General features: G+C 61.6%; 22 protein-coding genes. 6 read left to right on the top strand and 16 right to left on the bottom strand.

The genetic code is table 11. The annotated features are described in order from the left end of the window. The 5 genes from ABGT73_RS02430 to ABGT73_RS02410 all read right to left on the bottom strand — a co-directional run bounded on the left by ABGT73_RS02430 (position 1) and on the right by ABGT73_RS02410 (position 5,694). Complete coding sequence (locus tag ABGT73_RS02430) at positions 1-651, bottom strand: metallophosphoesterase (protein WP_346668250.1); 651 nt, start codon at positions 649-651, stop codon at positions 1-3. Continuing rightward, on the bottom strand, positions 648-2,630 hold the full coding sequence (locus ABGT73_RS02425) for a BMP family ABC transporter substrate-binding protein (protein ID WP_346668249.1): 1,983 nt from the start codon (positions 2,628-2,630) through the stop codon (positions 648-650). The genes ABGT73_RS02430 and ABGT73_RS02425 overlap by 4 nt, the downstream gene beginning before the upstream one ends. Positions 2,631-2,735: 105 nt before the next feature. Then, entirely contained in the window at positions 2,736-4,031 is a 1,296-nt protein-coding gene (locus tag ABGT73_RS02420) for a putative ABC transporter permease (RefSeq protein WP_346668248.1), read from the bottom strand. A 12-nt stretch (positions 4,032-4,043) separates the two neighbouring features. After that, positions 4,044-5,039 (bottom strand): D-2-hydroxyacid dehydrogenase, encoded by a 996-nt coding sequence (locus tag ABGT73_RS02415; protein WP_346668247.1) that lies wholly within the window; start codon positions 5,037-5,039, stop codon positions 4,044-4,046. A gap of 37 nt (positions 5,040-5,076) precedes the next feature. Beyond that, on the bottom strand, positions 5,077-5,694 hold the full coding sequence (locus ABGT73_RS02410) for an epoxyqueuosine reductase QueH (RefSeq protein ID WP_346668246.1): 618 nt from the start codon (positions 5,692-5,694) through the stop codon (positions 5,077-5,079). A 541-nt stretch (positions 5,695-6,235) separates the two neighbouring features. Here ABGT73_RS02410 and ABGT73_RS02405 point away from each other — a divergent pair. Both ABGT73_RS02405 and ABGT73_RS02400 read left to right on the top strand, forming a co-directional pair. Continuing rightward, positions 6,236-9,172 carry an acyl-CoA dehydratase activase gene (locus tag ABGT73_RS02405; protein ID WP_346668245.1) on the top strand — a complete coding sequence of 979 codons (2,937 nt, stop codon included), beginning with the start codon at positions 6,236-6,238 and terminating at the stop codon, positions 9,170-9,172. Between the two features lie 36 nt (positions 9,173-9,208). Further along, positions 9,209-10,531 (top strand): 2-hydroxyglutaryl-CoA dehydratase, encoded by a 1,323-nt coding sequence (locus tag ABGT73_RS02400; RefSeq protein WP_346668244.1) that lies wholly within the window; start codon positions 9,209-9,211, stop codon positions 10,529-10,531. Between the two features lie 60 nt (positions 10,532-10,591). On the opposite strand, the gene ABGT73_RS02395 is transcribed toward ABGT73_RS02400, so the two are convergent. From ABGT73_RS02395 to rfbC, 6 genes are read right to left on the bottom strand one after another with little or no spacing between them, the layout of a single operon-like run. Then, positions 10,592-12,430 (bottom strand): glycosyltransferase family 2 protein, encoded by a 1,839-nt coding sequence (locus ABGT73_RS02395; protein ID WP_346668243.1) that lies wholly within the window; start codon positions 12,428-12,430, stop codon positions 10,592-10,594. Between the two features lie 4 nt (positions 12,431-12,434). Continuing rightward, on the bottom strand, positions 12,435-12,683 hold the full coding sequence (locus ABGT73_RS02390; protein WP_007045844.1) for a hypothetical protein: 249 nt from the start codon (positions 12,681-12,683) through the stop codon (positions 12,435-12,437). Between the two features lie 12 nt (positions 12,684-12,695). Continuing rightward, complete coding sequence (locus tag ABGT73_RS02385) at positions 12,696-14,567, bottom strand: glycosyltransferase family 2 protein (protein ID WP_346668242.1); 1,872 nt, start codon at positions 14,565-14,567, stop codon at positions 12,696-12,698. A gap of 7 nt (positions 14,568-14,574) precedes the next feature. Further along, positions 14,575-15,351, bottom strand: coding sequence for an ABC transporter ATP-binding protein (locus tag ABGT73_RS02380; RefSeq protein WP_346668241.1), 777 nt, complete (start codon positions 15,349-15,351; stop codon positions 14,575-14,577). 12 nt (positions 15,352-15,363) lie between these two features. After that, positions 15,364-16,164, bottom strand: coding sequence for an ABC transporter permease (locus ABGT73_RS02375; protein ID WP_346668240.1), 801 nt, complete (start codon positions 16,162-16,164; stop codon positions 15,364-15,366). Between the two features lie 9 nt (positions 16,165-16,173). After that, positions 16,174-16,740, bottom strand: coding sequence for a dTDP-4-dehydrorhamnose 3,5-epimerase (gene rfbC / locus ABGT73_RS02370; protein WP_346668239.1), 567 nt, complete (start codon positions 16,738-16,740; stop codon positions 16,174-16,176). A 232-nt stretch (positions 16,741-16,972) separates the two neighbouring features. On the opposite strand from rfbC, the gene ABGT73_RS02365 reads away from it, so the two are divergent. From ABGT73_RS02365 to ABGT73_RS02350, 4 genes are all read left to right on the top strand, one after another. Beyond that, positions 16,973-17,521, top strand: coding sequence for a 5-formyltetrahydrofolate cyclo-ligase (locus tag ABGT73_RS02365; protein ID WP_346668238.1), 549 nt, complete (start codon positions 16,973-16,975; stop codon positions 17,519-17,521). Beyond that, positions 17,518-18,165, top strand: a complete 648-nt coding sequence (locus ABGT73_RS02360) for a hypothetical protein (RefSeq protein WP_346668237.1) — start codon at positions 17,518-17,520, stop codon at positions 18,163-18,165. The genes ABGT73_RS02365 and ABGT73_RS02360 overlap by 4 nt, the downstream gene beginning before the upstream one ends. A 166-nt stretch (positions 18,166-18,331) precedes the next feature. Further along, on the top strand, positions 18,332-18,553 hold the full coding sequence (locus ABGT73_RS02355) for a helix-turn-helix transcriptional regulator (RefSeq protein WP_346668236.1): 222 nt from the start codon (positions 18,332-18,334) through the stop codon (positions 18,551-18,553). After that, positions 18,537-19,310: a DUF3169 family protein gene (locus ABGT73_RS02350; protein ID WP_346668235.1), complete on the top strand. Its 774-nt coding sequence runs from the start codon at positions 18,537-18,539 to the stop codon at positions 19,308-19,310. The genes ABGT73_RS02355 and ABGT73_RS02350 overlap by 17 nt, the downstream gene beginning before the upstream one ends. A gap of 70 nt (positions 19,311-19,380) precedes the next feature. Here ABGT73_RS02350 and acrA read toward each other — a convergent pair whose 3' ends face one another. The 5 genes from acrA to ABGT73_RS02325 all read right to left on the bottom strand — a co-directional run bounded on the left by acrA (position 19,381) and on the right by ABGT73_RS02325 (position 24,241). Continuing rightward, positions 19,381-20,481, bottom strand: a complete 1,101-nt coding sequence (gene acrA / locus ABGT73_RS02345; protein WP_346668234.1) for an acryloyl-CoA reductase electron transfer subunit beta — start codon at positions 20,479-20,481, stop codon at positions 19,381-19,383. A gap of 17 nt (positions 20,482-20,498) precedes the next feature. After that, positions 20,499-21,284: an acryloyl-CoA reductase electron transfer subunit gamma gene (gene acrB, locus ABGT73_RS02340; RefSeq protein WP_346668233.1), complete on the bottom strand. Its 786-nt coding sequence runs from the start codon at positions 21,282-21,284 to the stop codon at positions 20,499-20,501. Positions 21,285-21,300: 16 nt separating this feature from the next. Beyond that, the gene (locus ABGT73_RS02335) at positions 21,301-22,470 is read right to left on the bottom strand and encodes an acyl-CoA dehydrogenase family protein (protein WP_346668232.1); all 1,170 of its coding nucleotides are present in this window, start codon (positions 22,468-22,470) and stop codon (positions 21,301-21,303) included. A 76-nt stretch (positions 22,471-22,546) separates the two neighbouring features. Then, entirely contained in the window at positions 22,547-23,419 is an 873-nt protein-coding gene (locus tag ABGT73_RS02330) for a 3-hydroxyacyl-CoA dehydrogenase NAD-binding domain-containing protein (RefSeq protein WP_346668231.1), read from the bottom strand. 36 nt (positions 23,420-23,455) lie between these two features. Beyond that, positions 23,456-24,241 carry an enoyl-CoA hydratase-related protein gene (locus tag ABGT73_RS02325; RefSeq protein WP_346668230.1) on the bottom strand — a complete coding sequence of 262 codons (786 nt, stop codon included), beginning with the start codon at positions 24,239-24,241 and terminating at the stop codon, positions 23,456-23,458. Positions 24,242-24,246: the final 5 nt, after the last annotated feature.

The raw sequence follows: 24,246 nt of genomic DNA, 5'->3' as shown, positions 1-24,246 counted from the left end.
CTAAAAATCTCTCTGCCACAGGCGCGACATCAACCGATGCTGCGGCCGGGGCGGTGCCGGTTCCACATCCAGCCGGACCCGCTCATAACAGTTTACAATGCGGGTGGAACCGTACTGGTACTCCCGCTGGATGTTGGCTCCGTAATTCATATGTATATGGCCGTGCAGCATCAGCTGCGGATGATAGCGGTCCAACAGGTCCCGGAACACTGTGAAACCGCGGTGGGCCAGATCGTTCATGTCGCCGTAGCCGTGCAGCGGCGCATGGGTGACCAGCACGTCCAGGCCGCGGTGCCGCTCGATCTTGCCCCGCAGACGGTTGACCCGCTTCTTCATCTCTGCCTCGGTGAACTGCCAGGCGCCGGTGCGGTACCGGCAGGACCCGCCCAGCCCCGCAATGCGCAGGCCGTGGTATTCGATCACATCGTCATCGATACACACCGCCCCTCCCGGCGGCTGATTGTCATAGTTTTCGTCGTGGTTGCCGTGCACGTAAAACACCGGCACCGGCACCACCGTGGCAAGGTACTCCAGGTAATGGCGGTTCAGATCCCCGCATCCCACGATCAGCTCCACCCCTTCCAGCTTGTCGGGGGTGTAGTAATCCCACAGCGCCTTGCACTCTTCGTCCGCTACAGCCAGCAGCTTCATAGATCGGCCTCCTTCTCCACCGGCAGGCGATCCCGGTGAATGCCCTGCATGCGATACATCGCACGGGAGGCTTCCGCCAGTTCATCGTACTCCGGCACATGGCCCTCCACGGCGTCGCAGAGCCAGTCCATATGCACGATCTGCTCCAGATCCATGCCGTGGAACCCGCTGTTCTTGTTGCTGCCGTCCTGGGCCGTGATCCGGCAGGCAAAGGGATCGATCATGCCGGAGATGATGCCCTCCCTCAGAATGCGGGCCAGGTGCTGCACATCCTGGGGCAGTTCCCGGCTGAGCAGCACGTCCATGACGCCGCTGTTCATTCCCCACCAGTAGTTGACGGCGCGGCCGTCGGTGCCGGACTTGTCCCGGGTCCAGCCACCGTCCAGCACACTGCGCACCACATTCTCATAGAACTGGCCCCAGTGCCAGAACGGCGTGGCCAGATCCTGCAGCATGCCGCCCGGGCGGATCAGGAAGGTGCCGAACTCCCGCTGCGGACGCCCCGGTACCGGCGCATCCCGGCCGGAAACCACCGTGATGCCCTTGCGGGTGAACACCGTCAGCGGGTCCTCCTGCTGGGGCAGGCAGGTCCAGAACAGCTCCACCTTGACGCGGGGATTGACCATCCGCGCCCCCAGCGCAAAGGCGTTGATGTTGGCAGGCACACCGAAGCTGGGGTAGTCCGCCACATAGCCGATGCGGTCCCCTGTGGCCATCGCCCCGGCAATGGCGCCGGTGATGAACTTGGCCTCGTACACACGGGTGTAATAGGTGCGGATGCTGGCGTAGGGCATCTCCATGGAGCAGTTGAGGATGCGCACCGAGGGATGCTTGACCGCCGCCCGCAGCGACGCCCCCACCAGTTTGGGGCTGGTGGTGAAGACGATGTCGGCGCCCTCGGCGATGGCCTGCTCCACCAGCTCGTCGGCGTTCTGGCCCGACACGGCGTTGAAGTAGGCAGCGGTCTCCACCTTGCCCTCAAACACGGTGTCCAGCTGGCTGCGGCCGAACTCGTGCTGGCTTGTCCAGGCGCTGGTCTCCGCCGTACGCTCGTGGACAAAGGCCACCTTCAGGTGGGCGGGCGCCGCCGGGCGGATGCCGGGCAGGATCTTTTCGATCAGCGTCTCCTTGGGTTTGGCCGGTTCCGCCGGCTTGTCGCTGACCGTGACGGGGTCCTCGTTCTGCAGGGCCAGCACATCGTCCCACAGGGCATCCAACTTCTGGCTCAGCTCGGCCGGGGTGCTGTCGGCCAGTTCCTTGCGGGCATACAGCCGCAGCAACAGCAGCAGCACATCGCCGGTGGTGCAGCGCAGCTGATCGCCGCCGTGGGCCTGGAAGGCCTTGCCCACCCAGTTGTACAGCGAGAGAATGTCGGCGCGGTCGTCGTTGCTCCACGCCTCCTCCGGACCCTTGCCCATCAGTTTCTGCAGCCGGGCAAAACTGCCGGGCTTGGTAAACCGCAGGGCGTAGGTCTTGATCAGCGGATAGTACCGCATGAACTCGTAATACAGCCGCACTTCGGGGGTTTCGTTGTAGCGGGGCACCACCCGGGTGACGTTGGCCGGCACGCTGCTGGCATCAAAGAATTTCAGCACGCTGACCCGCTTGTTGCCCTCCTGGACGTAGAACCGGCCCAGGTATTCAAAGCAGCGGATGGGGTCCCGGATGCCCTCCTCCAGGTGGGCGATGCACAGGCTTGTCCACTTGTTGCCGAACTCCGTCTTGACTTCCAGCAGCGGCATGAAATTGCTGGCGAAAGCCGCTGTCCGCCCCGCCGTCTTGGTGCCGATCACCAGCTCCAGCGGCACTTCGATCAGCCCCAGCGGCAGCTGGCTCTCCACCTCCACATTCTGCAGGATATCATCCAGTACCGGCAAAAACGGGGATTGACCCGCAGCGGTCTTTTCCCGGTAATCCCGCTGGCCCTGTTTTTGCGCCTTGGTGTAATACTCCATCGCCTCTGTACGGGTCATCGCCATCTCCTCCGCGTCCTGTGTCACATTTCACAAAATTCTATCTTTTTCTTCGTACAAAATGATTATAGCACAACGCGCCGAAAGATACAAAAGAATTCTGCTGCGTTGTCAGCCGGTATGCACGGCCTTGGGGTAAACCGCCTGCATGCGGGCGTTGTCATAGTGTTCGTCCAGGTACAGTTCCAGTTTACTCTGAGCAGGCACTCCCTCCAGGCGGGCATTGTACCGCATGAGGGCCAGCGAACTTACCGTGACGTTGGCCGCCATGAAGAGGCAGAGCGCCCAGGTCAGCACCGCGCCGCCCCGCCGGGGCAGCCGCTCGATGAGGTCCGAAATGGGCGGGTAGAAGACTTTGAACCAGGCCACCGCCGCAAAGCCCCAGAAGAAGCAGTAAAGCAGGTTGATGCGCCCGCCCAGGTTGAAGGGTATGGCACTGTAATCCCAGAACACCGCGCCGAAGACCACCTCGGTGAAAACACTGCAGAGATACTCGTAGGCGCCGCCCAGCAGCGTGCCGGCCACAAACAGCCAGCTGGCCGGTTTGTCCTTGTAGCGGTAGAGCAGCAGTGTCACCAGGGCGATGGCCAGGCCCCACACGATGGAGAAGGGCCCCCACACCACGCTGGAACGGCTCATCCAGTAGCCCGCCGTGATGCGACAGAAGATGGTCTCGGTCACATCGCCCAGGAAAGAACCGATGAAGAAGAGCAGCACGATCTTGTAGGGGCTGCAGCCGGCGGCAAAGACGGTGGATTTTGCCTTTTTGCGGCGTTCGAAGGTCAGGGCGGGATGAGCCTTGGCCATACGGTTTTCCACCCGGCCCAGGATCCACATGCCGGCGCGCAGCGTCAGGTTGGCCAGCCGGTTTTCCACCGCCTCGGCGGGGGGCCAGCGATACCGCAACCCCAGCATGGTAAGCACCGTGCCCACCACATCGATGGCAAAGACCACCAACAGCACCCACAGGGCCACGGTACGCACCGTGACGGGAATGATGCCGAACAGCGCCAGCAGCAGCGGGTTGCCCCAATGGATGGTGATGACGCTCAGCGCGCCCCACAGCAGCGAGGCCCCCAGGCAGATGTAGCCGTCCAGGTTGAACCATTCATCGCTGTAATCCCACCAGCGGGTGCCACTGACCCGTTCCAGCAGGTGTCCGGCCACCCATTCCAGCACGGTGGCATAGATGGCACTGAGGCCGAACAGGAAAACCCAGCTCTGCTGCAGTTCGCCCAGAGTGAAGCTGATGGTCAGGCCGCCCACGCCGTACAGGATGCACAGCGGCCCGTTGAGCACGCCCCGGTCCTGGTAGCGGCGCTTGCGCACGGCGGTGGTGACCACCTCGCCCAACCAGCCCAGGAAGGAGTAGGCAAAGAACAGGTAGACAAACTGATAGAAGCCCATACAAAAATCCTCTTATTCGCAGGTCAGACGGCGGCCGGGGGTATCCTCGCTCACATAGCGGGTGGTGCGGCTCATCTGGTTATCCAGCGTGCCGCCGTCGGCAAACCGCTGCAGATTGTGGGCAAAGATGCCCACGATGTTGTCCAGGGTTTTGGGCAGGCTGAACCGCCCCGAGATGTGGGGGGTGATGAGCACGGTATCCAGCCCCCACAGCGGATGGTCGGCGGGCAGCGGTTCGGGGTCGGTCACGTCGATGGCCGCCCCGTAGAGCGCCCCGCTCTGCACCGCTTCGGCCAGGGCGTCGCAGTCCACCGTGCTGCCCCGGCCCACATTGATAAGGATGGCGCCCTTCTTGCAGCGGGCCAGCCGGGCAGCATCGAACATCCGGTAAGTTTCCGGCGTGCCGGGCAGGCTCAGCGCCACCAGGTCCGCCTGGGGCAGTTCCTCGTCCAGATGGGCGGTATCCACCACCCGCAGGCAGTAGTCGGGGCACTCCCCCGCATGGCGGCGCACTCCCACCACCTGGGCCCCCAGCAGGTGGGCCCGCCGGGCAAAACTGGCACCGATGTCCCCCATGCCCACGCAGAGCACCCGCGCCCCCGCGATGGAACGCACCGGGCGCTCAATGGCGTTCCACTCATGGCGGTGCTGGCGGTCCCGGTAGAGCACCAAATCCTTGGCCAGCGCCAGCCACATGCCCAGCATCCACTCGCTGATGGCCAGCCCGTAGGCGCCGGTGGCGTTGGTCACCACGCAGTTTTCCGGCAGCACGCCGGGTTCCAGGTAGGGATCCGGCCCCGCAAAGTTGGACTGGAACCAGACAAGATGGGTGTTCTGGCGGATCAGTTCCACCGGCACGTTGCCCAGGATGGCATCCGCCCAGAGGATCTCCTCCAGGGTGACGGTTTCCTGGGTGGTGAAGCGGTAGGCAAACTGCGGTGCCGCCTGCCGGATGGTCTCGCGCTGGGCCTCCGAGAGAGGCAGCGCCACAAGAATATGTTTTTCCATAGTACTTCCTTCTTATTCTATGAGGGGACGCGCCGGGTCATACGCCCCGCTCCTCTTTGCTGAACACACAGCCGCAGTAGTCCTGGCGGTAGAGCCCGTACTGAGCGCTGAGCTCCAGGCTGCGCTTGTAGCCGTCCTTTTTTCGGAACTCGCTGGGCAGAAAGCGCACGCCGTACTGCGCCCCCAGCTCCGCCCCCAGCGTGTTGATGCGCACCGGGTCCTTCATGGGGGAGATGGACAGCGTGGTGCAGAACCAGTCAAAGCCCTGTTCCGCCGCATACCGGGCCGCCTGTTCCAGCCGCAGCCGGTAGCAGACCGTGCAGCGCTCCCCCTTCTCCGGCTCCTGTTCCAGCCCTTTGACGGCATCGTAAAATTCCTTTGGCTCGTAGGGCAGTTCCACCACCGGGAAGCGGTATCCCGCCTCCTGCACAAACCGCTCCAGTTCCGCCTCCCGGCGATGGTATTCCGCCGGCGGGTAAATATTGGGATTGTAATAGAGGATGGTCAGGTCAAAATGATCGGCCAGACGCTCCAGCGTGGCGCTGGAACAGGGTGCACAGCAGGCGTGCAGCAGCAGTTTCAGGCGGGTGCCCGCGGCATCCAGCTGTTTCAGTACCTTCTCCATCTCCAGCTGATAATTGATACGATTCGGCATACTTTCCTTCCCTCTGCAATGGGCGGTTCGCCTTTGCAGACGCTCCGCCCGGTTTCTCTTTCATGATACCATAAACCGCGCTTTTTTGCACCCGGTTGCGGTAGATTTTGTGCCGCTTTTTGCGGAAATCTTTTTCCGGACCGGATCCGGGCTGAATTTAAAAGATCGTCCAAATTTCTTTTGCAATTTCTTGAAACTTCTTTCACCGCTTTGTCACAAACAACCGATATACTGTAAGTGTCCTCAGGAAGGGAGCAGGGACCCGACCTGAGGCAGGGACCCCAAGTTTTTTCATCCATACTCCTCTTTTCTTTTGACACCAGAGCGGCACCGGCGAAAACCGGTGCCGCTCTGGCGTTTTTTGGGGTTTCCACGACATTTTTCGCCCCGCCAGACTTGCCAAACCGGCCGAAAAAAGGTAGAATAGGGTGATATGGTATCGGTAGGAGTAGGCGTTTTGTGACTCCTGCGCGCGAAAAACTGCGCTGTTTCGATATCTTATCCCGCAATTTCCCGTTTTTCCGCAGGAGGTTACATCCCTATGAGAGTTGGTTTGGACATTGGTTCCACGACCATTAAATGTGTGGTGCTGAACGACGCCGGTGAGATTCTCTTTTCCACCTACGAGCGTCATTTCAGCCATATTCTGGAGAAGGGCAAGGCCCTGCTCGAAAAAGTGGCCGCCGAATATCTGCCCGACGGCCGCGCCTACCTGGCCATTTCCGGCTCCGCCGGCATGGGCCTGGCCGACAGCTGCAAGGTGCCCTTTGTACAGGAAGTGTTCGCCACCCGCGTGGCGGCCAACCGTCTGGTGCCCGGCACCGACTGCATCATTGAGCTGGGCGGTGAGGATGCCAAGATCCTCTTCCTGACCAATGGCACCGAGGTGCGCATGAACGGCAGCTGCGCCGGCGGCACCGGCGCCTTCATCGACCAGATGGCCACTCTTCTGAAGATGGGCGCCGACGAGATGGACGCTGCCGCCCAGACCGCCACCCGTACCTACACCATCGCCAGCCGCTGCGGTGTCTTCGCCAAGAGCGACATCCAGCCGCTGATCAACCAGGGCGCCCAGGCCGGCGACATCGCTGCTTCCATCTACCAGGCCGTGGTCAACCAGACCATCGCGGGCCTGGCCCAGGGCCGTCCCATCCAGGGCAACGTCGTCTACCTGGGCGGGCCGCTGACCTTCAGCAAGACGCTGCGGGAAAGCTTCGACAAGACGCTGGGCGTCAAGGGCCTCTGCCCCGACAACAGCCTGCTCTTTGTGGCCATGGGCGCCGCCTTCTATGCCGACGAGGAGTCCGACCTGCGGGAAGTGGCCCGCCGTCTGGACGACTACAGCGCCACCGCCACCTATGTGAGCCTGCCGCCGCTGTTTGCCAACAAGCAGGAGTACGAGGAATTCCACGCCCGGCACCTGAAAGCCACCGTGCCCTGCCTGCCCTTCAGCGCCCAGTGCGGCCCGGTGCATATCGGCATCGATTCCGGTTCCACCACCATCAAGCTGGTGGTCATCGACCAGAACGCCAACATCCTGTTTGAGAGCTACCGTCCCAACCTGGGCAACCCTGTGCCGCTGGTGCGGGAGACGCTGCTCAAACTGTACCAGGACCACCCCGGGCTGGAGATCGCCAGCGTTACCACCACCGGCTACGGCGAGGAGCTCATCAAGAACGCCTTCCACTGTGACCGGGGTCTGGTGGAGACGGTGGCCCACTTCACCGCCGCCAAGCACTTCATGCCCGACGTGGACTTCATCATCGACATCGGCGGTCAGGACATGAAGTGCTTCAAGATCGAGGACGGCGCCATCAGCAACATCTTCCTCAACGAAGCCTGTTCCTCGGGCTGCGGCAGCTTTTTGCAGACCTTCGCTCAGGCCCTGGGCTACGACGTGAAGGAGTTTGCCGCCCTGGGTCTGTTCGCCGACCGTCCCGTTGACCTGGGCAGCCGCTGCACCGTCTTCATGAACTCCTCGGTGAAGCAGGCCCAGAAGGACGGCGCCTCCATCCAGAACATCAGCGCCGGCCTCTCCATTTCCGTCGTCAAGAACGCCCTGTACAAGGTCATCCGCGCCTCCAGCCCGGAGGAACTGGGCCGCAACATCGTGGTCCAGGGCGGCACCTTCTACAACGAAGCGGTGCTGCGCGCCTTCGAGAAGGAGATGGGTGTGGAGGTCATCCGCCCCGACATCGCCGGTCTGATGGGTGCCTACGGCGCCGCCCTCTACGGCATGGCCCGCGCCGGGGAGAACGCCCATAGCTCGGTGCTGACCCAGGCGGAGCTGGAAAACTTCAGCCAGACCGTCAAGACCGTGCAGTGCAACGGCTGCGGCAACCACTGCCAGCTCACCGTCAACGTCTTTGCGGACGGCAAGCGGTTCATCTCGGGCAACCGCTGCGACAAGCCGGTCACCGGCAAGGCCAACAACGAGGATCTGAACCTCTACGCCTACAAGCTTAAGCTGCTGGAGGACTACCGCAACGCCCCGGCGCCGGAACATCCCCGGGCCAGGATCGGCATTCCCCTCTGCCTGAATATGTATGAACTGCTGCCCTTCTGGCATACCCTGTTTACGAAACTGGGCTTCCAGGTGGTGGTCAGTCCCTTCTCCAGCCGCAAGCTCTACCAGTCCGGACAGACCACCATCCCCAGCGATACCGCCTGCTTCCCGGCCAAGCTCAGCCACGGTCACATCCACTGGCTGGCCGAACAGGGCGTGGACGCGGTGTTCTATCCCTGCATGAGCTACAACCTGGACGAACACCTGGGCGACAACCATTACAACTGCCCCGTGGTGGCCTACTACCCCGAGGTGCTGGAGGGCAACTGCCCCGAACTGACCAAGATTCCGCTGCTCTACGATTACTTTAATCTGGAGCGCCGCAAGGACTTCTACAAGCGGTTCTACCAGTCCATCACCAAAACCTACCCCGACCTGCGGGAGAAGGATGTCCATGCCGCCATCGACGCCGCCTACGACGAGTACGCCCGCCACATGCAGCAGATCCGGGACAAGGGCACCGCCATCATCGCCGAAGCCCGCAAGGAGGGCAAACACATCATCGTGCTGGCGGGCCGTCCCTACCATGTTGACCCCGAGGTCAACCACGGCATCGACCAGCTGATTATCCGGCAGGGTGCCGCGGTGGTCACCGAGGACTCGGTGAGCTGGCACGAGGAGAAATTCAACACCTCGGTGCTGAACCAGTGGACCTACCACAGCCGGCTTTACGCCGCCGCCAAGTACTGCATCGACCAGCCCGACATGGACCTGGTCCAGCTGGTTTCCTTCGGCTGCGGTCTGGACGCCATCACCACCGACGAGACCCGCGAGATCCTGCAGGCCGGCGGCAAGCTGTACACCCAGCTGAAGATCGACGAGATCACCAACCTGGGTGCCGTGAACATCCGGCTGCGCAGCCTGTTTGCCGCCCTGGAAGAGCGCCGCGAGGCCGCCGCCGAGCGGGCCTGATCCCCCTTCGTTTTCCCTGAAAAAGAGGCAAAGTATATGGAATACATGACCCCCAACTTTACCAAAGAGATGGTAAAGACCCACAAGATCCTGATCCCCAACATGGCGGTGACCCAGTTCCGGCTGATGCAGGCCGCCCTGGCCAGCGAAGGCTACCAGACCGAGGTGCTGGGCAACTGCGGCAGCGAGGTGGCCCAGCTGGGCCTGAAATACGTCCACAACGACACCTGCTACCCCGCCCTGCTGGTCATCGGCCAGTTCCTGGACGCCTTGAACAGCGGCAAGTATGACCTGGACCACACGGCGCTGCTCATCACCCAGACGGGCGGCGGCTGCCGTGCCTCCAACTACATCAAGCTGCTGCGCAAGGCGCTGGTCAAGGCGGGCTACGGCAACATTCCGGTGGCTTCGCTGAACTTCTCGGGCCTGGAGAAAGGCAGCGGTCTGCCGCTGACCCTGCCGCTGCTGCGCAAGGTTATCGCGGCCATCTTCTACGGCGATATGCTGGTGGCGCTGCGCAGCCAGACCCACCCCTACGAGAACCGCAAGGGCGATGCCGACGCCATGACCGAGAAGTGGATCGCCCGCATCCAGGACTGGATCCGCTCCAACCGCAACTACTCGGCCCACGACATGAAGAAGCGCTTCCCCGAGATCGCCGCCGACTACGCCACCATTCCCGTTACCCGGGTGCCCAAGGTCAAGGTGGGTGTTGTGGGTGAGATCTACGTGAAGTACTCTCCCCTGGGCAACAATGACCTGGAAAAGTTCCTGGAAAGCCAGGACTGTGAGGTCAATCTGCCCGGCCTGATGGGCTTTGTGGAGTACTGTGTGGCCAACACCCGCATCGACATCGACCTCTACGGCGGCAACAAGCTGGTGGCCGGCGGTGCCGACGCCTTCCTGGGCTGGCTGGACTCCATCGGCGTGGCCAGCTACGAGGCCATGCGGAAGTACGGTTTCTATGCGCCGGGCTCCTTCCGGGAACTGATGAAAAAGCCGGAGGGCATCATCTCGCTGGGCGCCAAGATGGGCGAAGGCTGGCTGCTCACCGCCGAGATGCTGGAACTGGTGGAGGGCGGCTACGGCAACATCGTCTGTGCCCAGCCCTTCGGCTGCCTGCCCAACCACATCGTGGGCAAGGGCATGATCAACAAGATCCGCGCCCTGCACCCCGACGCCAACATCACCCCCGTGGACTACGATCCCAGCGCCACCCGGGTCAACCAGGAAAACCGCATCAAGCTGATGCTGGCCGTGGCCCGTGAGCGGCTGAACCAGCCTGCCGAGGCCCCCGCCCCGCTGACCGCCGAACAGCTGGCCGGCGGCGCACCTCAGCTTTCCACCACCGTGCAGTAATTCTTCGTATACAGCAACTGCCCCGCACATCCTTGCCGGATGTGCGGGGCAGTTTTCGTTTTATTTCAGATGGCGCAGATCGCCGCTCTCCCGGAAGTCCTCGTAATCGAGAGACAGAGAGGGGTTGTAGTAGGGGTCGTGGAGGATGTTCTCCCGGCCGTGCACCTCGTAGAGGCGGTCGTGCTCGGCGTCAAACCGGGCCTTCTTGGCGGGGTCCTTCTCGTCGGAGCCCCGGGATTTGCTCTCATGATGGTAGAGTTCGGCGTAGGGTGTCCAGACGATACGCCAGCCCCCATCCCGCACCCGCAGGCAGAAATCCACGTCGTTGTAGGCCACGGTGAGCGTCTCGTCCATGCCGTGGACCGCGTCAAACACCGCCGTGCGCACCAGCAGGCAGGCCGCCGTCACCGCCGAGAAATCCTGCACGGTGGCCAGGCGGAACATATACCCGCTGCCGCCCCGCTTGTGGTACTTGTGGCTATGACCCGCATAGCCGCCCAGGCCGGTGATGATGCCGGCGTGCTGGATGGTATCGTCGGGGTAGTAGAGCATGGCCCCGCAGATGCCCACGCCGGGCTGGATGCACTCCCCCACCATCTGGGTCAGCCAGTCGCCGTTGATGACCTCCACATCGTTGTTCAGCAACAAGAGATAACTGCCGCTTGCATACTTGCGGCCGAAGTTATTGATGCGGCTGAAGTTGAACCCGCCCTTGTAGCGCACCACCCGGGCGCGGTCATACCGCTGGGGCAGCTGCTTGTAGTAGGCCTCGGTGGCGGGTTCGGTGGAGTTGTTCTCGATGACGATGACCTCGAAATTGTCGTAGGTCGTCCTGGCGTAGAGGCTGTGCAGGCACTTTTCCAGGTCGTCGGTGTGGTCCTTGTTAGGAATCAGGATGGACACCAGCGGCTGGGGCTCGGGGATCTCCCACACCACGTGGCAGGTGCCAGGGAACTTGCCCGGCTCCACGGTGCCATGGCGGCCAGTGGCGGCCAGATGGTCGGCCACCGCCTTGCGGGCCGCTGCCTCCACATAGGGCTTGGCCCCGGTGCCACCACTGGTGGATGCCGCATGCACCCGCCAGTAGTAGAGCACCTGGGGAATGTGCAGGGGCTTTGCTGCCGGGTCCTTGCGCTGCATCTCGTCGATGAGGCGCAAAAACAGGTCGTGGTCCTGGGCGCCGTCGCACGCGGGGCGCTCGCCCCCCACCGCCTCAAACAGTTCTTTCCGGAAGACCGCCAGATGGCAGATATAGTTGACGGCCATCAGGTATTCCGGGGCATAGTCCGGCTTGAAGTGACCCACCCGGGGACGCTGGGGCGTCTTCTCAAAGAGGGCCTCGTCGCTGTAGACAAAGTCGGCCTTGCTTTCGGCCAGCGCCTTACCCATGCAAAAGATGGCATGGGGCGCCAGCATATCGTCGTGGTCGGCCAGTGCCAGATATTCCCCGGTGGCCAGCGCCGCCGCGGCGTTGGTGTTGGCGGCAATGCCCTGGTTCTCGATCTTCCGGTAGACAATGCGACTGTCCCGGGCGGCACGCTCCTGGACAGTCCGCCCTACCTCGCCGTGGGCATCGTCGCTGGCGTCCACCAGCACCAGCTGCCAGTTGGGCGCCGTCTGGCCCTGCACACTGTCGAGGAACTGCTGCAAAAACCGGAGCGGCGTGTTATAGAGCGGCGTCAGGATGCTGATGGTGGGCCACTCTTGGGCGTGCTGAGCCGCCTCGGCGCGCTGGGCTTCCAGCGTCTTTTTGGCGGGCAGATATCTTGCCCGCTTGCCGAAGAACCGCCGCTTGAAAAAGCCCGCGGCCCGGGTGACCATGACACCCAACCCCTGCTCTTTCGTCAGGGTGCGGGCGTAGCCGAACAGTTCCTGGATGCGTTTGGTCTGCTGGCTCATGGCATCAGCCGTGCAGGCCGTTGGCCTGACGCTCCATATTCTCGATGATGATGGTGTGGATATCGCCCTGGGTGGCGGCGTATTCCAGCACCTTCCAGGGGGTGTCGGTGTGATAGTGCACCTTGATCAGGTCCTCGTCCCCCACCACCAGCAGGCAGTCACCCTCGGCGCAGTTGAGGATACCCTCGTGGATCACATCCTCGTCCAGGTCGTGGCCCTCGATCAAAAGCTGGGTGTCAAAACGATTTTTCATGACGGTGCCTCCTTATTTCAGGCCGAAGTTTTCAAACAGATTGTTGAAATGGGGGTTGTAGTAGGGGTCGTAGTTGTCGATATATTCCTTATACTTGGCGTAGAAGTTGGCCTTCTCCCGCTCGTAGCGCTTGGCATTCTCCGACAGCGTGTCCAGTCCCCGGCTCTTGCTCTCATAGTGGTAGGCTTCCGCCCGGGGGGTGTAGACGTTGAGCAACCCCTGCTTCCACAGTTTCAGGCAGTAGTCCACATCGTTGTAGGCCACGGCGAACTTTTCCTCGTCGAGACCGCCCGCCGCCTGATACAGCGAAGCCTTGGTCATCAGGCAGGCGCCGGTGACCGCCATATAGTCCTGGGTGGTGACCAGCCGGTACATATCCCCCACCGCCGTGCGGGGATAGCTCTTGTGGCTGTGGCCCGCGCTGCCGTTGATGCCCATGAGCACACCGGCATGTTGGATGGTGTCGTCGGGGTAGTAGAGCTTGGCGCCCACAGCGCCCACGTCGGGGCGCTGGCTGTAGCTGAGCAGTTCCCGCAGGAAATCCTCCGAGAGGATCTCGATGTCGTTGTTGAGGAGCAGCAGATGTTCGCCCTTGGCAAACCGGGCACCGAAGTTGTTGATGGCCGAGAAGTTGAAGGGTCCCTCATACCGCACCACCCGGCAGCGGTCAAACCGTCGGGGCAGCGTCTGGTAGTAGGCCTCGGTGGCAGGATCGGTGGAGTTATTCTCGATGACGAGGACCTCGAAATTGTCGTACCCGGCGTTCTTGTATAGGCTTGTCAGGCAGCGGTCCAGGTCGTCGGTGTGGTCCTTGTTGGGGATCAGCACGCTGATCAGCGGGTGGCCGGTCAGCTCGTACCGCACCTGGAAGGCGCCGGGGGCATCGGGCACCGCCATGGCCCGGCCGGGCAGGCCCAGCCGCTGCAGCTGGGCATCGATGGCCCGCTCCCCCGCCGCGATGGCGTAGGGTTTTGCCTCCATGCCCGCCGCCGTGGACCCCGAGTGGCCCCGCCAGATGTAGAGCACCTGCTTGATGTGCTCGATCTTGCGGGCCTTTTCGGTGAGCCGCAGGATCAGGTCGTGGTCCTGGGCACCGTCAAACTCGCTGGATTCGTAGGCCCCCGCCGCGTCCAGCAGCGGGCGGCTGAACACCGCCAGATGGGTGATGAAGTTGACGCCCCGCAGATAGTCGGGGGCAAAATCCGGCTTGAAGTGGTAGCCGCCCAGCTGTTTCAGGTCCGCCGAGAGGACGATCTCGTCACTGTAGACAAAATCCGCGCCGGTCTTTTGGATGGTCTGCACACATTCAAAGAGGGCGTTGGGATAGAGTACGTCGTCGTGGTCCAGCAGGGCCAGATACCCGCCGGTGGCGGCGGCAAAACCCGCCGTGGTGTTGGCGGCAATGCCCTGATTCTGGATTTTGTGGTAAGTGATGCGGCTGTCCCTGGCGGCATACTGCCGGGCCCGCCGGGATACCTCCCCGTGGGCTTCGTCGCTGGCGTCCACCAGCACCAGCTGCCAGCCCGAATATGTCTGGCGCTGCACGCTCTTGACCATCTCGTCAAAGAAGCGCAGCGGCGTGTTGTACACCGGCACCACCACACTGATGCAGGGGCCCTGCAGGTTGGCGGCCCGCTGGGCTTTCAGCGTGCGGCGCAGCGGCAGGTCGGCCCGGTGGCGCCAGTCGTCGTGGTGGAAGGCCAGCCCCACCCGAAAGGACACATCCCGCCAGAGCTGCTCGGCCCCCTGTTCCCGCAGGGTTGCCACCGAACGGCGGGCCAGGTCCTGCAGATGGGCCGGGTTGAGCAGCCGGCGGGCCATGCCGCCCACGCTGTCCTGTACGGCCAGGTCGGCGGGGCGTTCGTTGTTGGGTTGTTGCTTCATGGGTCGCTCATTCCTCCGTCCGCTTGGCGGGCATGGCGTCTTCCTTCTGGAAGCTGCGGTATTCCGGGGTGATATCGGCGGTCAGGCCGTTGCGGCGCAGATGGCCGTGGTCCAGCCAGGCCACCTTGTTGCACATCCGCTCGATCTGTTCGATGGAATGGCTGACGAGGATCACCGTGGTGCCGCCCGAAAGCAGCTCCGCCATGCGGCGCTCGCACTTTTCCTGGAAGAGGAAGTCGCCCACCGAGAGGATCTCGTCGGCGATGAGGATATCCGGCTTGGTCATCGTGGCCACGGCGAAGGCCAGGCGGGCCACCATGCCGGAGGAATAGTTTTTCAGCGGCACATCCAGGAAATCCTTCAGCTCGCTGAATTCCACAATGTCGTCGAACTTGGAGGCGATGTACTTGGGGGTATAGCCCAGGACCGTGCCGTTGAGGTAGATGTTCTCCCGAGCAGTGAGGTCCATGTCGAAGCCGGCGCCCAGCTCGATCAGCGGGGCGATGGTGCCCCGCACCGTCACCTTGCCGCCGGAGGGCTTGTACACGCCGGAGATGATCTTGAGCAGCGTACTCTTGCCGCTGCCGTTGAGGCCGATGAGGCCGTAGAAGTCACCCGGCATGATGTCGAAGCTGACATCATCCAGGGCGAAGAACTCATCGAACCGCACGCCGCCGTGCATGAGCGCCACGAAGTATTCCTTGAGGCTCTCGTGCTTTTCCTTGGCCAGATTGAAGCGCATCGAGACATGGTCGATGGAGATAATCGGCTGTTGTGCTGCCATAGGTGCGCCCCCTTACATGTACAGGACAAACTTGTCCTGGTTTTTCTTGAAGACCACAACGCCCAGCACCATGCTGACCAGGGCGCAGAGGAAGCAGACGATCATCATGGTGGCGTCCAGCCCCTGGCCCCACAGCACACAGCGGCGGAAAGCCGTGATGTACCAGTACATGGGGTTGATATGGATGAGCCGCTGCATGATGCCGGACAGCGTTTCGGGGTCATAGAAGATGGCGCTGGCATAGACCAGCAGCGTGCAGAACACTTCCCAGATATGCATGATGTCCCGCACAAAGACATAGAGCGCCGACAGCAGCAGTCCGATGCCCAGGCTGAAGAAGAAGAGCATAATCAGCGGATAGACGGCCATCCAGGCGGTGGTCCAGGTCACCGGCGTCCAGGTGATGACAAAGACGATGACCAGTGCTATAAAGCTGAAGGCACAGTTGACCAGCGCAAAGCAGCACTTCTCCATGGGGAAGATGTACTTGGGGATATAGACCTTGCGCAGCAACGGTGCGTTTTTCAGCACGCTCTCCATGGCCATGGAGGTGGACTCCCGGAAGAAGTTGAAGAGCAGCTGGCCGATGATCAGGAAGCCCGCGAAGTTGGGAATGCCCTCCCCGCGCAGGCCCTTCATGATGGAATCGAACACCAGGAACATGACCAGACAGGTCAGCAGCGGGTTGAGCACGCTCCAGGCCACGCCCAGCACACTGCGCCGGTATTTCAGCTTGAAATCCCGGGTGATCAGGTTCTGCAGAAGATACCGGTACTTCCAGAAACTGGCAAAACTGTTTTTGAAACTCTGCACGGTGACTCCTTAGTACTTCTCGAAGAATTCAAACTTCTGTTCCGCGAAGGGGGTGTGCTCCTTGTCCTTGGCGCTGGTCTTGTGCTCGCAGCCGCAGTCCGGCCACTGCACATTGACGGTGGGGTCATCGTAGGGGATGCCGCCCTCCGAGGTGGGATCGTACACATCGGTGCACTTGTAGCAGAACTCCGCCACGTCGGACAGCACCACAAAGCCGTGGGCAAAGCCCTCGGGGATGTAGAGCATCTTCTTGTTCTCCGCCGAGAGGGTCACACCCACCCATTTGCCGAAGGTGGCGCTGTGGGGACGGCAGTCCACCGCCACGTCAAAGACCTCGCCCAGCGTCACCCGCACCAGCTTGCCCTGGGTGTGGTTCTTCTGGAAATGCAGGCCACGCAGCACGCCCTTGGTGGAACGGCTCTGGTTGTCCTGCACGAAGGGCTTGTCGATGCCGGCCGCCGCGAAATCGTCCATCTGATAGGTTTCCATGAAATAGCCGCGGTCGTCGCCGAACACCGTCGGTTCGATGATCTGCACTTCGGGGATCTCGGTCTTGATGAAATTGAACTTGCCCATGATGAATACGGCTCCTTTACTTCCTACACAATGAGATGTCTGTGTTTATTTTGATAAGAGGATATTGGCGCATAACAATACAGGATATATTATACTCTATTTCCCGCCTGCGGGCAAGATGAATTGTCCGCTTTGCCGCAGTTTTCACAGGAGCGGATACGGAATTTTGTAACTTGCCAGACAGCGTCCCCTGTGGTATGATAGCCCCGAACCGTGAGAGGAGGGTATCCGCATGACCAAACGGGAAGCCCGTGCCCGCGCCAGAGCGCTGCGTCGCACACTGGATATGGGGAATATCGGCCGGGAGATGGCCCGGGCGCTCTTTGCCCTGCCCTGCTGGCAGCAGGCTGGCACCGTGCTGGCCTTTGCCGCCCTGCCCGACGAGCCGGATACTGCTCCCATGCTGCAGCGCGCCCTCGCCGACGGCAAGCAGCTTTTGCTGCCCCGGGTCACGGGGGACGGCACCATGGAGTGGGTGAACATTCCTGATCTTTCCCTGTTGCAGCGGGGTGCCTACGGCATTCCGGAACCGCCCGCCGATCTTCCGGCCGTCTGCCCGCCGGAGGACGCCCTGTTCCTGGTCCCCTGCCTTGCCGTGAGCCGGGACGGGGTACGGCTGGGCCGCGGCGGCGGGTATTATGACCGCTTTTTGGCGCATGCTAAGGGAAAGCGTCTGCTGGTCTGCCCGTCGGCCCTGGTATGGCCGGAGCTGCCCGCCGACACCTGGGATATCCGGTTCCCATCCCACGAAATTCTGACCGAGAAAGGACTTTTACCATGAAAAAAGCACTGTTTTTTGTGAGCCTGGGCCTGGCCGCCGCGCTGGCGCTCACCGCCTGCAGCAACTCCAAGGAGACCGCCGAGGCCACCCCCACCCCGCTGCCGGAAGATATTCTCAATGATCCCGTTGCTTCCGACGATGGTGTGGCTTCCGACCCCGGCATGGAGGTCACCCCCGAGAGCGGCGTGGCCCTGACCCCCGATGCCGAACTCAGCGGCATGGTGGACAAGATCTATGAGGCCTACCCGGTGGAACTGATGATGCTGACCACCAACGCCGTGGACCTGAACGACGCCAGCTGGTGCACCTACCACACCGGCCTGACCGCCGATCAGGCGGCCCTGGTGGACGCCGCGGTCTACTCCGAGTCGCTGACCGGCAGCCAGGCCTACAGCCTGGTGCTGCTGCGGGTCAAGGATGAGGCCAATGCCCAGACCATTGCTGACGCGGTGCTGGACAACGTCCAGATGAACAAGTGGGTCTGCGTCATGGCCGACAAGGCCCGAGTGGCCACCTTCGGCGACAAGGTACTCTTTGTGATGACCAACAGCGAGCTCACTGACGTGGATGCCCTGATGGACGCCGTGCCCGGCGCCCTGGGCGTGACCTTTGACTATACCAACAGCAAGGACGCCGAGATCTGAGCGTTCCGCTGAAGAAACAGCCGCTCCGGCAATGCCGGGGCGGATTTTTTTGCAAAAATGATTGACAACTATTCTTGTCAATGCTACACTGTTAATGACAAGAATAGTTGTCATTATGACACGAATCCTTGTCATTACGTTTTGATAGAGAAAGGAAGGTGGACGGATGCCGCTTTACAATCGCCTGAAAGAATATCGCGCCCGGCTGGGGGTCAACCAACAGCAGATGGGCGCCATGGCTGGGGTATCCCGCCAGACCATCAGCCAGATCGAACGCGGGGATTACTCCCCCTCCGTGACACTGGCGCTGAAGCTGGCCAAGCTGTGCCATATAACCGTGGAAGATATCTTTACCTATGAGGAGGACAACCATGAAACCAATGGATAAGCAGGATAAAATCAGACGTGAGAACCGCCGCAAGCTGCCGGGATTCCTTCTTCTCATCGTGATGGGCGGTGTCCTAGGCATAACCATCGGTGTTTTTTCCAACTGGTTGAATGAAGCAGTAGCCCCTGATACGCTGGCCCGTCAGGTCACTCTGGCCCTTGGATTTGCCAGCCCCGCATTTTCCCTGCTGTGCATCCCCTTTCTGGCCATCGCCTTTTGGCATCTGCATCGGTCCCGGCAGCTTTTTTCCCTCTGGGACGGGGATGATGAACGTCTGCCTGATCAGATTGAACACAGGCTGAACTGGGCCATGCTTTGGATCAACGTTTCCCAATTTCTGGTCTTTCTGGGGTTGGGACTGGACCTTTCTCTGATGCCGCTGGGAGCCATCTCGTATGCGAGCGCTTTTACCATACTGATTCTCAGCATGGCAGCACTCTTCTTTTGCATCACGCTGCAGCGCCAGGTGGTGGATTTGTCCCGCCGCATGAACCCCGAAAAACAGGGCAGCGTCTATGATGTCAAATTCCGCAAAAAGTGGTATGACAGCTGCGACGAGGCAGAGCGCCGCCGCATCGGTGAGGCCGCCTATACAGCCTACATCGTCGTCAGTTATACCTCGGTTCTGCTCTGGGTCATCACAGCCTTGCTTAACCTCTTCCTCCCGGTCGGTCCGCTGCCCATGGTGGTTGCCATCCTGCCCTGGGGCGTCGGACAGCTGACCTATCTGATCCACTGCATCCGCGCAGGCAAATAAGCCAAACACAACAAAGGCGCCGCAGCTTTCGCTGCGGCGCCTTTTATTTCAGATCAACATGACCAGCGGATCAGGCCTTGGCGGCGCGGATCTCCTTGATCAGTTCGGGAACGACCTTGAACAGATCGCCGACGATGCCGTAGGTGGCAACATCGAAGATGGGTGCGCTCTCGTTCTTGTTGATGGCGATGATGGTATCGGAATCCTGCATACCGGCCACATGCTGGATGGCGCCGGAGATGCCCAGGGCCACGTAGATGCGGGGATGCACGGTCTTGCCGGTCTGGCCGACCTGATGATCGCTGGACAGCCAGCCTTCATCGGTGACGGCACGGGAAGCGCCCACGACGCCGCCCAGAACACCGGCCAGTTCCTCGGCCAGGGCAATGCCCTTGTCCACATCGGAGCTGATGCCACGGCCGACGGAAACGACCACATCGGCACCGATCAGGTCGACCATCTTCTTGGCGCTCTTCTTGATGTCCAGGATCTCCACATGGATGTCATCGGCGGTCAGGGCCGGGGCGATCTTCTCGACCACGACCTTGGCGGCACCGGCCTCATCGTAGGCCTGGGTCTGCATAACGCCGGGACGGACGGTGGACATCTGGGGACGGAAGCGGGGGCAGATGATGGTGGCCATCAGGTGACCGCCGAAGGCCGGACGGGTCATCTTCAGGTTGGTGTTCTCCTCGAACTTGGTGTTGTCCACATCGATGTTGGAGGTGGTGCGCAGGAAGTTCTTGTACTTCTCCACATCCACGTCCAGATGGGTGCAGTCGGCGGTCAGGCCGGTGTGCAGACGGGCAGCGCAGCGGGGACCAAGGTCACGGCCCAGGTTGGTGGCGCCGATCAGCATGATCTCGGGCTTCTTCTCCATGATGAGGTCGCACAGCGCCTTGGCATAGCCGTCGGTGGTGTAGTCCTTCAGCAGGGGGCTGTCCAGGTAGTAAACGCGGTCGGCACCGTAGCCGCCCAGCGCCTTGATGTAATCTTCATTGAGCTCGCTGCCCATGACGACACCGCACAGCTCAACGCCGAGGTCGTTGGCCAGCTTGCGGCCTTCGCTCAGCAGCTGATAGCTGATGGTCTGGATCTGGCCTTCGCGCTGCTCGCAGAAAACCCACACGCCCTTGAAGGCGGCGGTGTCCATTGCATTGAATTCAGCCATTGTACGTTTCTCCTTCCTCAAATCAGGTGCTTGTCGTTCAGGATGCCGACCAGCTGGGCAGCATCCTCGACCATCATGCCCGCGCCCTTGACCGGAGGAGCAAAGGACTTGTAAACATTCGTCGGGGAGCCCTTGAGGCCGATGGTGTCGGTCTCGATGAGCGGGTCATCTTTCAGAGTGTTGTAGTCGAACACGTCGATGGGCTTGTCGTAGCACTCGAAGATGCCGGACACGCTCATGTAGCGGGGGTTGTTCAGTTCCTTGATGCAGGTCAGCAGGCAGGGAGTGTTGACTTTCAGCTCCATGTAGCCGTCCTCCAGCTGGCGCTTGACCACCAGGGAGTTGCCTTCCTTCTTGATGTCGGTGACATAGGTGACCTGGGGCAGGTGCAGCTTCTCGGCGATCTGGGGACCGACCTGGGCGGTATCACCGTCGATGGCCTGACGGCCGCAGAAGACGATGTCCTCGGGACCGACGCCGATCTTGTTCACGGCAGCGGCCAGGATCTGGGAGGTGGCGAAGGTATCGGAACCGCCGAACTCACGGCCGGAAACCAGCACGCCACGGTCGGCGCCGCGGGCGATCAGCTCACGCAGCATGCCTTCGGCCGGCGGCGGGCCCATGGTGACGACAACGACTTCGCAGCCGGTCTCATCCTTGAGCTGCAGGGCGGCCTCGACGGCGTTCAGGTCGTCGGGGTTGGTAATGGTTGCCATCGCTGCGCGGTCCATGGTGCCGTCAGCCTTGACAGCGACCTTGCCCTGCGTATCGGGAACCTGTTTGACACAAACAATTGCTTTCATTGTACGTCTTGCCTCCTTACTTCAGCATCGCGCCGGAAATGACCATCATCTGGACTTCGCTGGTGCCTTCGTAGATCTCGGTGATCTTGGCATCGCGCATCATGCGCTCGATGGGGTAGTCACGGGTGTAGCCATAACCGCCGAACAGCTGCAGGCAGCGGCGGGTCACATCGCTGGCGGTGCGGGCAGCGATCAGCTTGGCCTCGGCGGCCTCGACGCTGTAACGGCCCTTCTGGCCATCCATGATGGCCTGCTTCTTCAGCGCAGCGGCGTAAACCAGGTACTTGGCAGCATCCACGCGGGCCTTCATCTCGGCCAGCTCGAACTGGGTGTTCTGGAAGGCAGCGATGGAACGGCCGAACTGCTTGCGCTCCTTGACGTAGGCAACGGTCTCATCCAGGGCGCCCTCGGCGATGCCCAGAGCCTGGGCAGCAATGCCGATACGGCCGCCGTCCAGGGTGGCCATGGCCAGCTGGAAGCCCTTGCCCTTCACGCCCAGCAGACGATCCTTGGGGATGATGCAGTCTTCCATGATCAGCTCGCAGGTGGAAGAACCGCGGATGCCCATCTTGTCCTCGGGCTTGCCGACCTTGAAACCGGGATCGGTGCGCTCGACGATGAAGGCGGAGATTTCCTTCTGCTTGCGGCCGCGCTTGTCCAGCACGGTGCCGGTGACGGCGATGATGATGAAGACATTGGCATAGCCGGAGTTGGTGATGAAGATCTTGGAGCCGTTCAGCTTCCAGTGATCGCCCTCATCCACGGCGTAGGTCTGCTGGCCCTGGGCGTCGGTGCCGGCGCCGGGCTCGGTCAGACCGAAGGCACCCAGCCACTCGCCGCTGCACAGCTTGGGCAGGTACTTGGCCTTCTGCTCGGGGGTGCCGTTCTCGTAGATGGGAGCGGCGCACAGAGAGGTGTGGGCGGAGATGATGACACCGGTGGTGCCGCAGACCTTGGACATCTCCTCAACGGCCATGACGTAGGACAGCACATCGCCGCCGGCGCCGCCGACTTCCTTGGGGAAGTAGATGCCCATCATGCCCAGCTTCGCCATCTTCTGAACGGTCTCGACGGGGAAATATTCCTCGGCATCCACCTTTTTGGCGAGAGGCTTGACTTCGTTCTCAGCAAATTCCTTGTACATTTTCTGGACCATTTGCTGCTGCTTGGACAGAGTAAAATCCATTTGATAAACCTCCATTACTCAAACAAACGCAGCCCGGCGCGGTATTGCCCGCGCCAGGCGCGAAAGTTTTACTGAATTACAGGGCGTCCACAGGGGTCTTGGTGCGATCGGCGTTGTAGACATAGAAGCCCTTGCCGGTCTTGCAGCCCAGGTTGCCACCGCGGACCATCTTGCGGATCAGCGGGCAGGCACGGTACTTGCTGTCGCCGGTCTCCTTGTACAGGACATCCATGATGGCCAGGCAGATGTCCAGGCCGACGAAGTCGCCCAGCTCCAGGGGTCCCATGGGATGGTTGGCGCCCAGCTTCATGGCGGTGTCGATGCCGGCGATGTCGGAGACGCCCTCCATCTTGATGAAGGCGGCCTCGTTGATCATGGGGATCAGGATGCGGTTGACGACGAAGCCGGCAGCCTCATTGACCTGCACGGGGGTCTTGCCGATCTCCACGCTGATCTTCTTGATGGTCTCGACAGTCTCGGCGGGGGTGTTCACACCGGCGATGACCTCGATGAGCTTCATGCGGTCAGCGGGATTGAAGAAGTGCATGCCCACCAGAGGACGGGACAGGCCCTTGCCGATCTCGGTGATGGACAGAGAAGAAGTGTTGGAAGCGAAAACGCACTCCGGCTTGCAGATCTTGTCCAGGGCGGAGAAGGTGTCCTGCTTGACCTTCACATCCTCGAACGCAGCCTCAACGATGAGGTCGCAGTCGGCGCAGATGTCTTCCTTCAGACCCGGGGTGATGGCCGCCAGACGGCGATCCACTTCAGCCTGGTCCAGCTTGCCCTTGGCAACCAGCTTGGCGTAGCCGGCAGCAATCTTGTTCTTGCCGCCCTCGGCCCACTCCTGCTTGATGTCGCACAGAGCCACGGTGTAACCCTCGACCTGCGCAAAAGCCTTTGCGATGCCCTGGCCCATGGTGCCAGCGCCAATAACGCCTACCTTCATAGTAGTAACCCTCCTGAAATTGTTATGTATGTAAAATCAGTTGTTGGTGAAAACCGGTTTGGGTTTCGGCTTCTCACGGCTCAGGAAGCAGCCCATGCCCTCGACCTGATCGTGGGTCTCGAAGCAGTCGCCGAACAGTTTTTCTTCCACTTCCACAGCCTTCTCGATGGGCAGGCTGATGCCGTCGTTGATGGCCTTCTTGCAGTTGCGCACGGCGATGGGTGCGTTCTTGGCGATCTTGCCGGCCAGCTTGAGGGCCGCAGGCATCAGCTCTTCCTGGGTGTACACCGCGTTGACCAGGCCGATGCGCAGGGCTTCGTCCGCCTTGATGTTCAGAGCGGAGTAGACCATCTGCTTGGCCATGCCCATGCCCACCAGACGGGCCAGGCGCTGGGTGCCGCCGAAGCCCGGGGTGATGCCCAGGCCCACTTCGGGCTGACCGAAGACGGCGTTGTTGGAGCAGATGCGGATGTCGCAGCTCATGGCCAGCTCATTGCCGCCGCCCAGGGCGAAACCGTTGACCGCCGCGATGACGGGCAGCGGGAAGTGCTCGATCATCAGGAAGATGTCGTTGCCCAGCTTGCCGAAGGCTTCGCCTTCCGCCTTGGTCATGGTGGACATGGAGCCGATGTCGGCACCGGCCACGAAGCTCTTGTCGCCGGCGCCGGTGAGGACCACGCAGCGCACGGTGTTCTGGTCGATGGCCTCGAAGGCGGCCTTCAGGTCAGCCAGCACTTCGGGGTTCAGGGCGTTGAGCGCCTTGGGACGGTCGATCGTCACAATGGCGACGGCGTCCTGAATTTCGGTATTGACAAAGGACATTTTCA

This window comes from uncultured Subdoligranulum sp., assembly GCF_963931595.1.
Lineage (GTDB): Bacteria > Bacillota > Clostridia > Oscillospirales > Ruminococcaceae > Gemmiger.
Note: the sequence above shows the minus strand (reverse complement) of the source record. Positions and strands in the feature narration are given on the sequence as shown.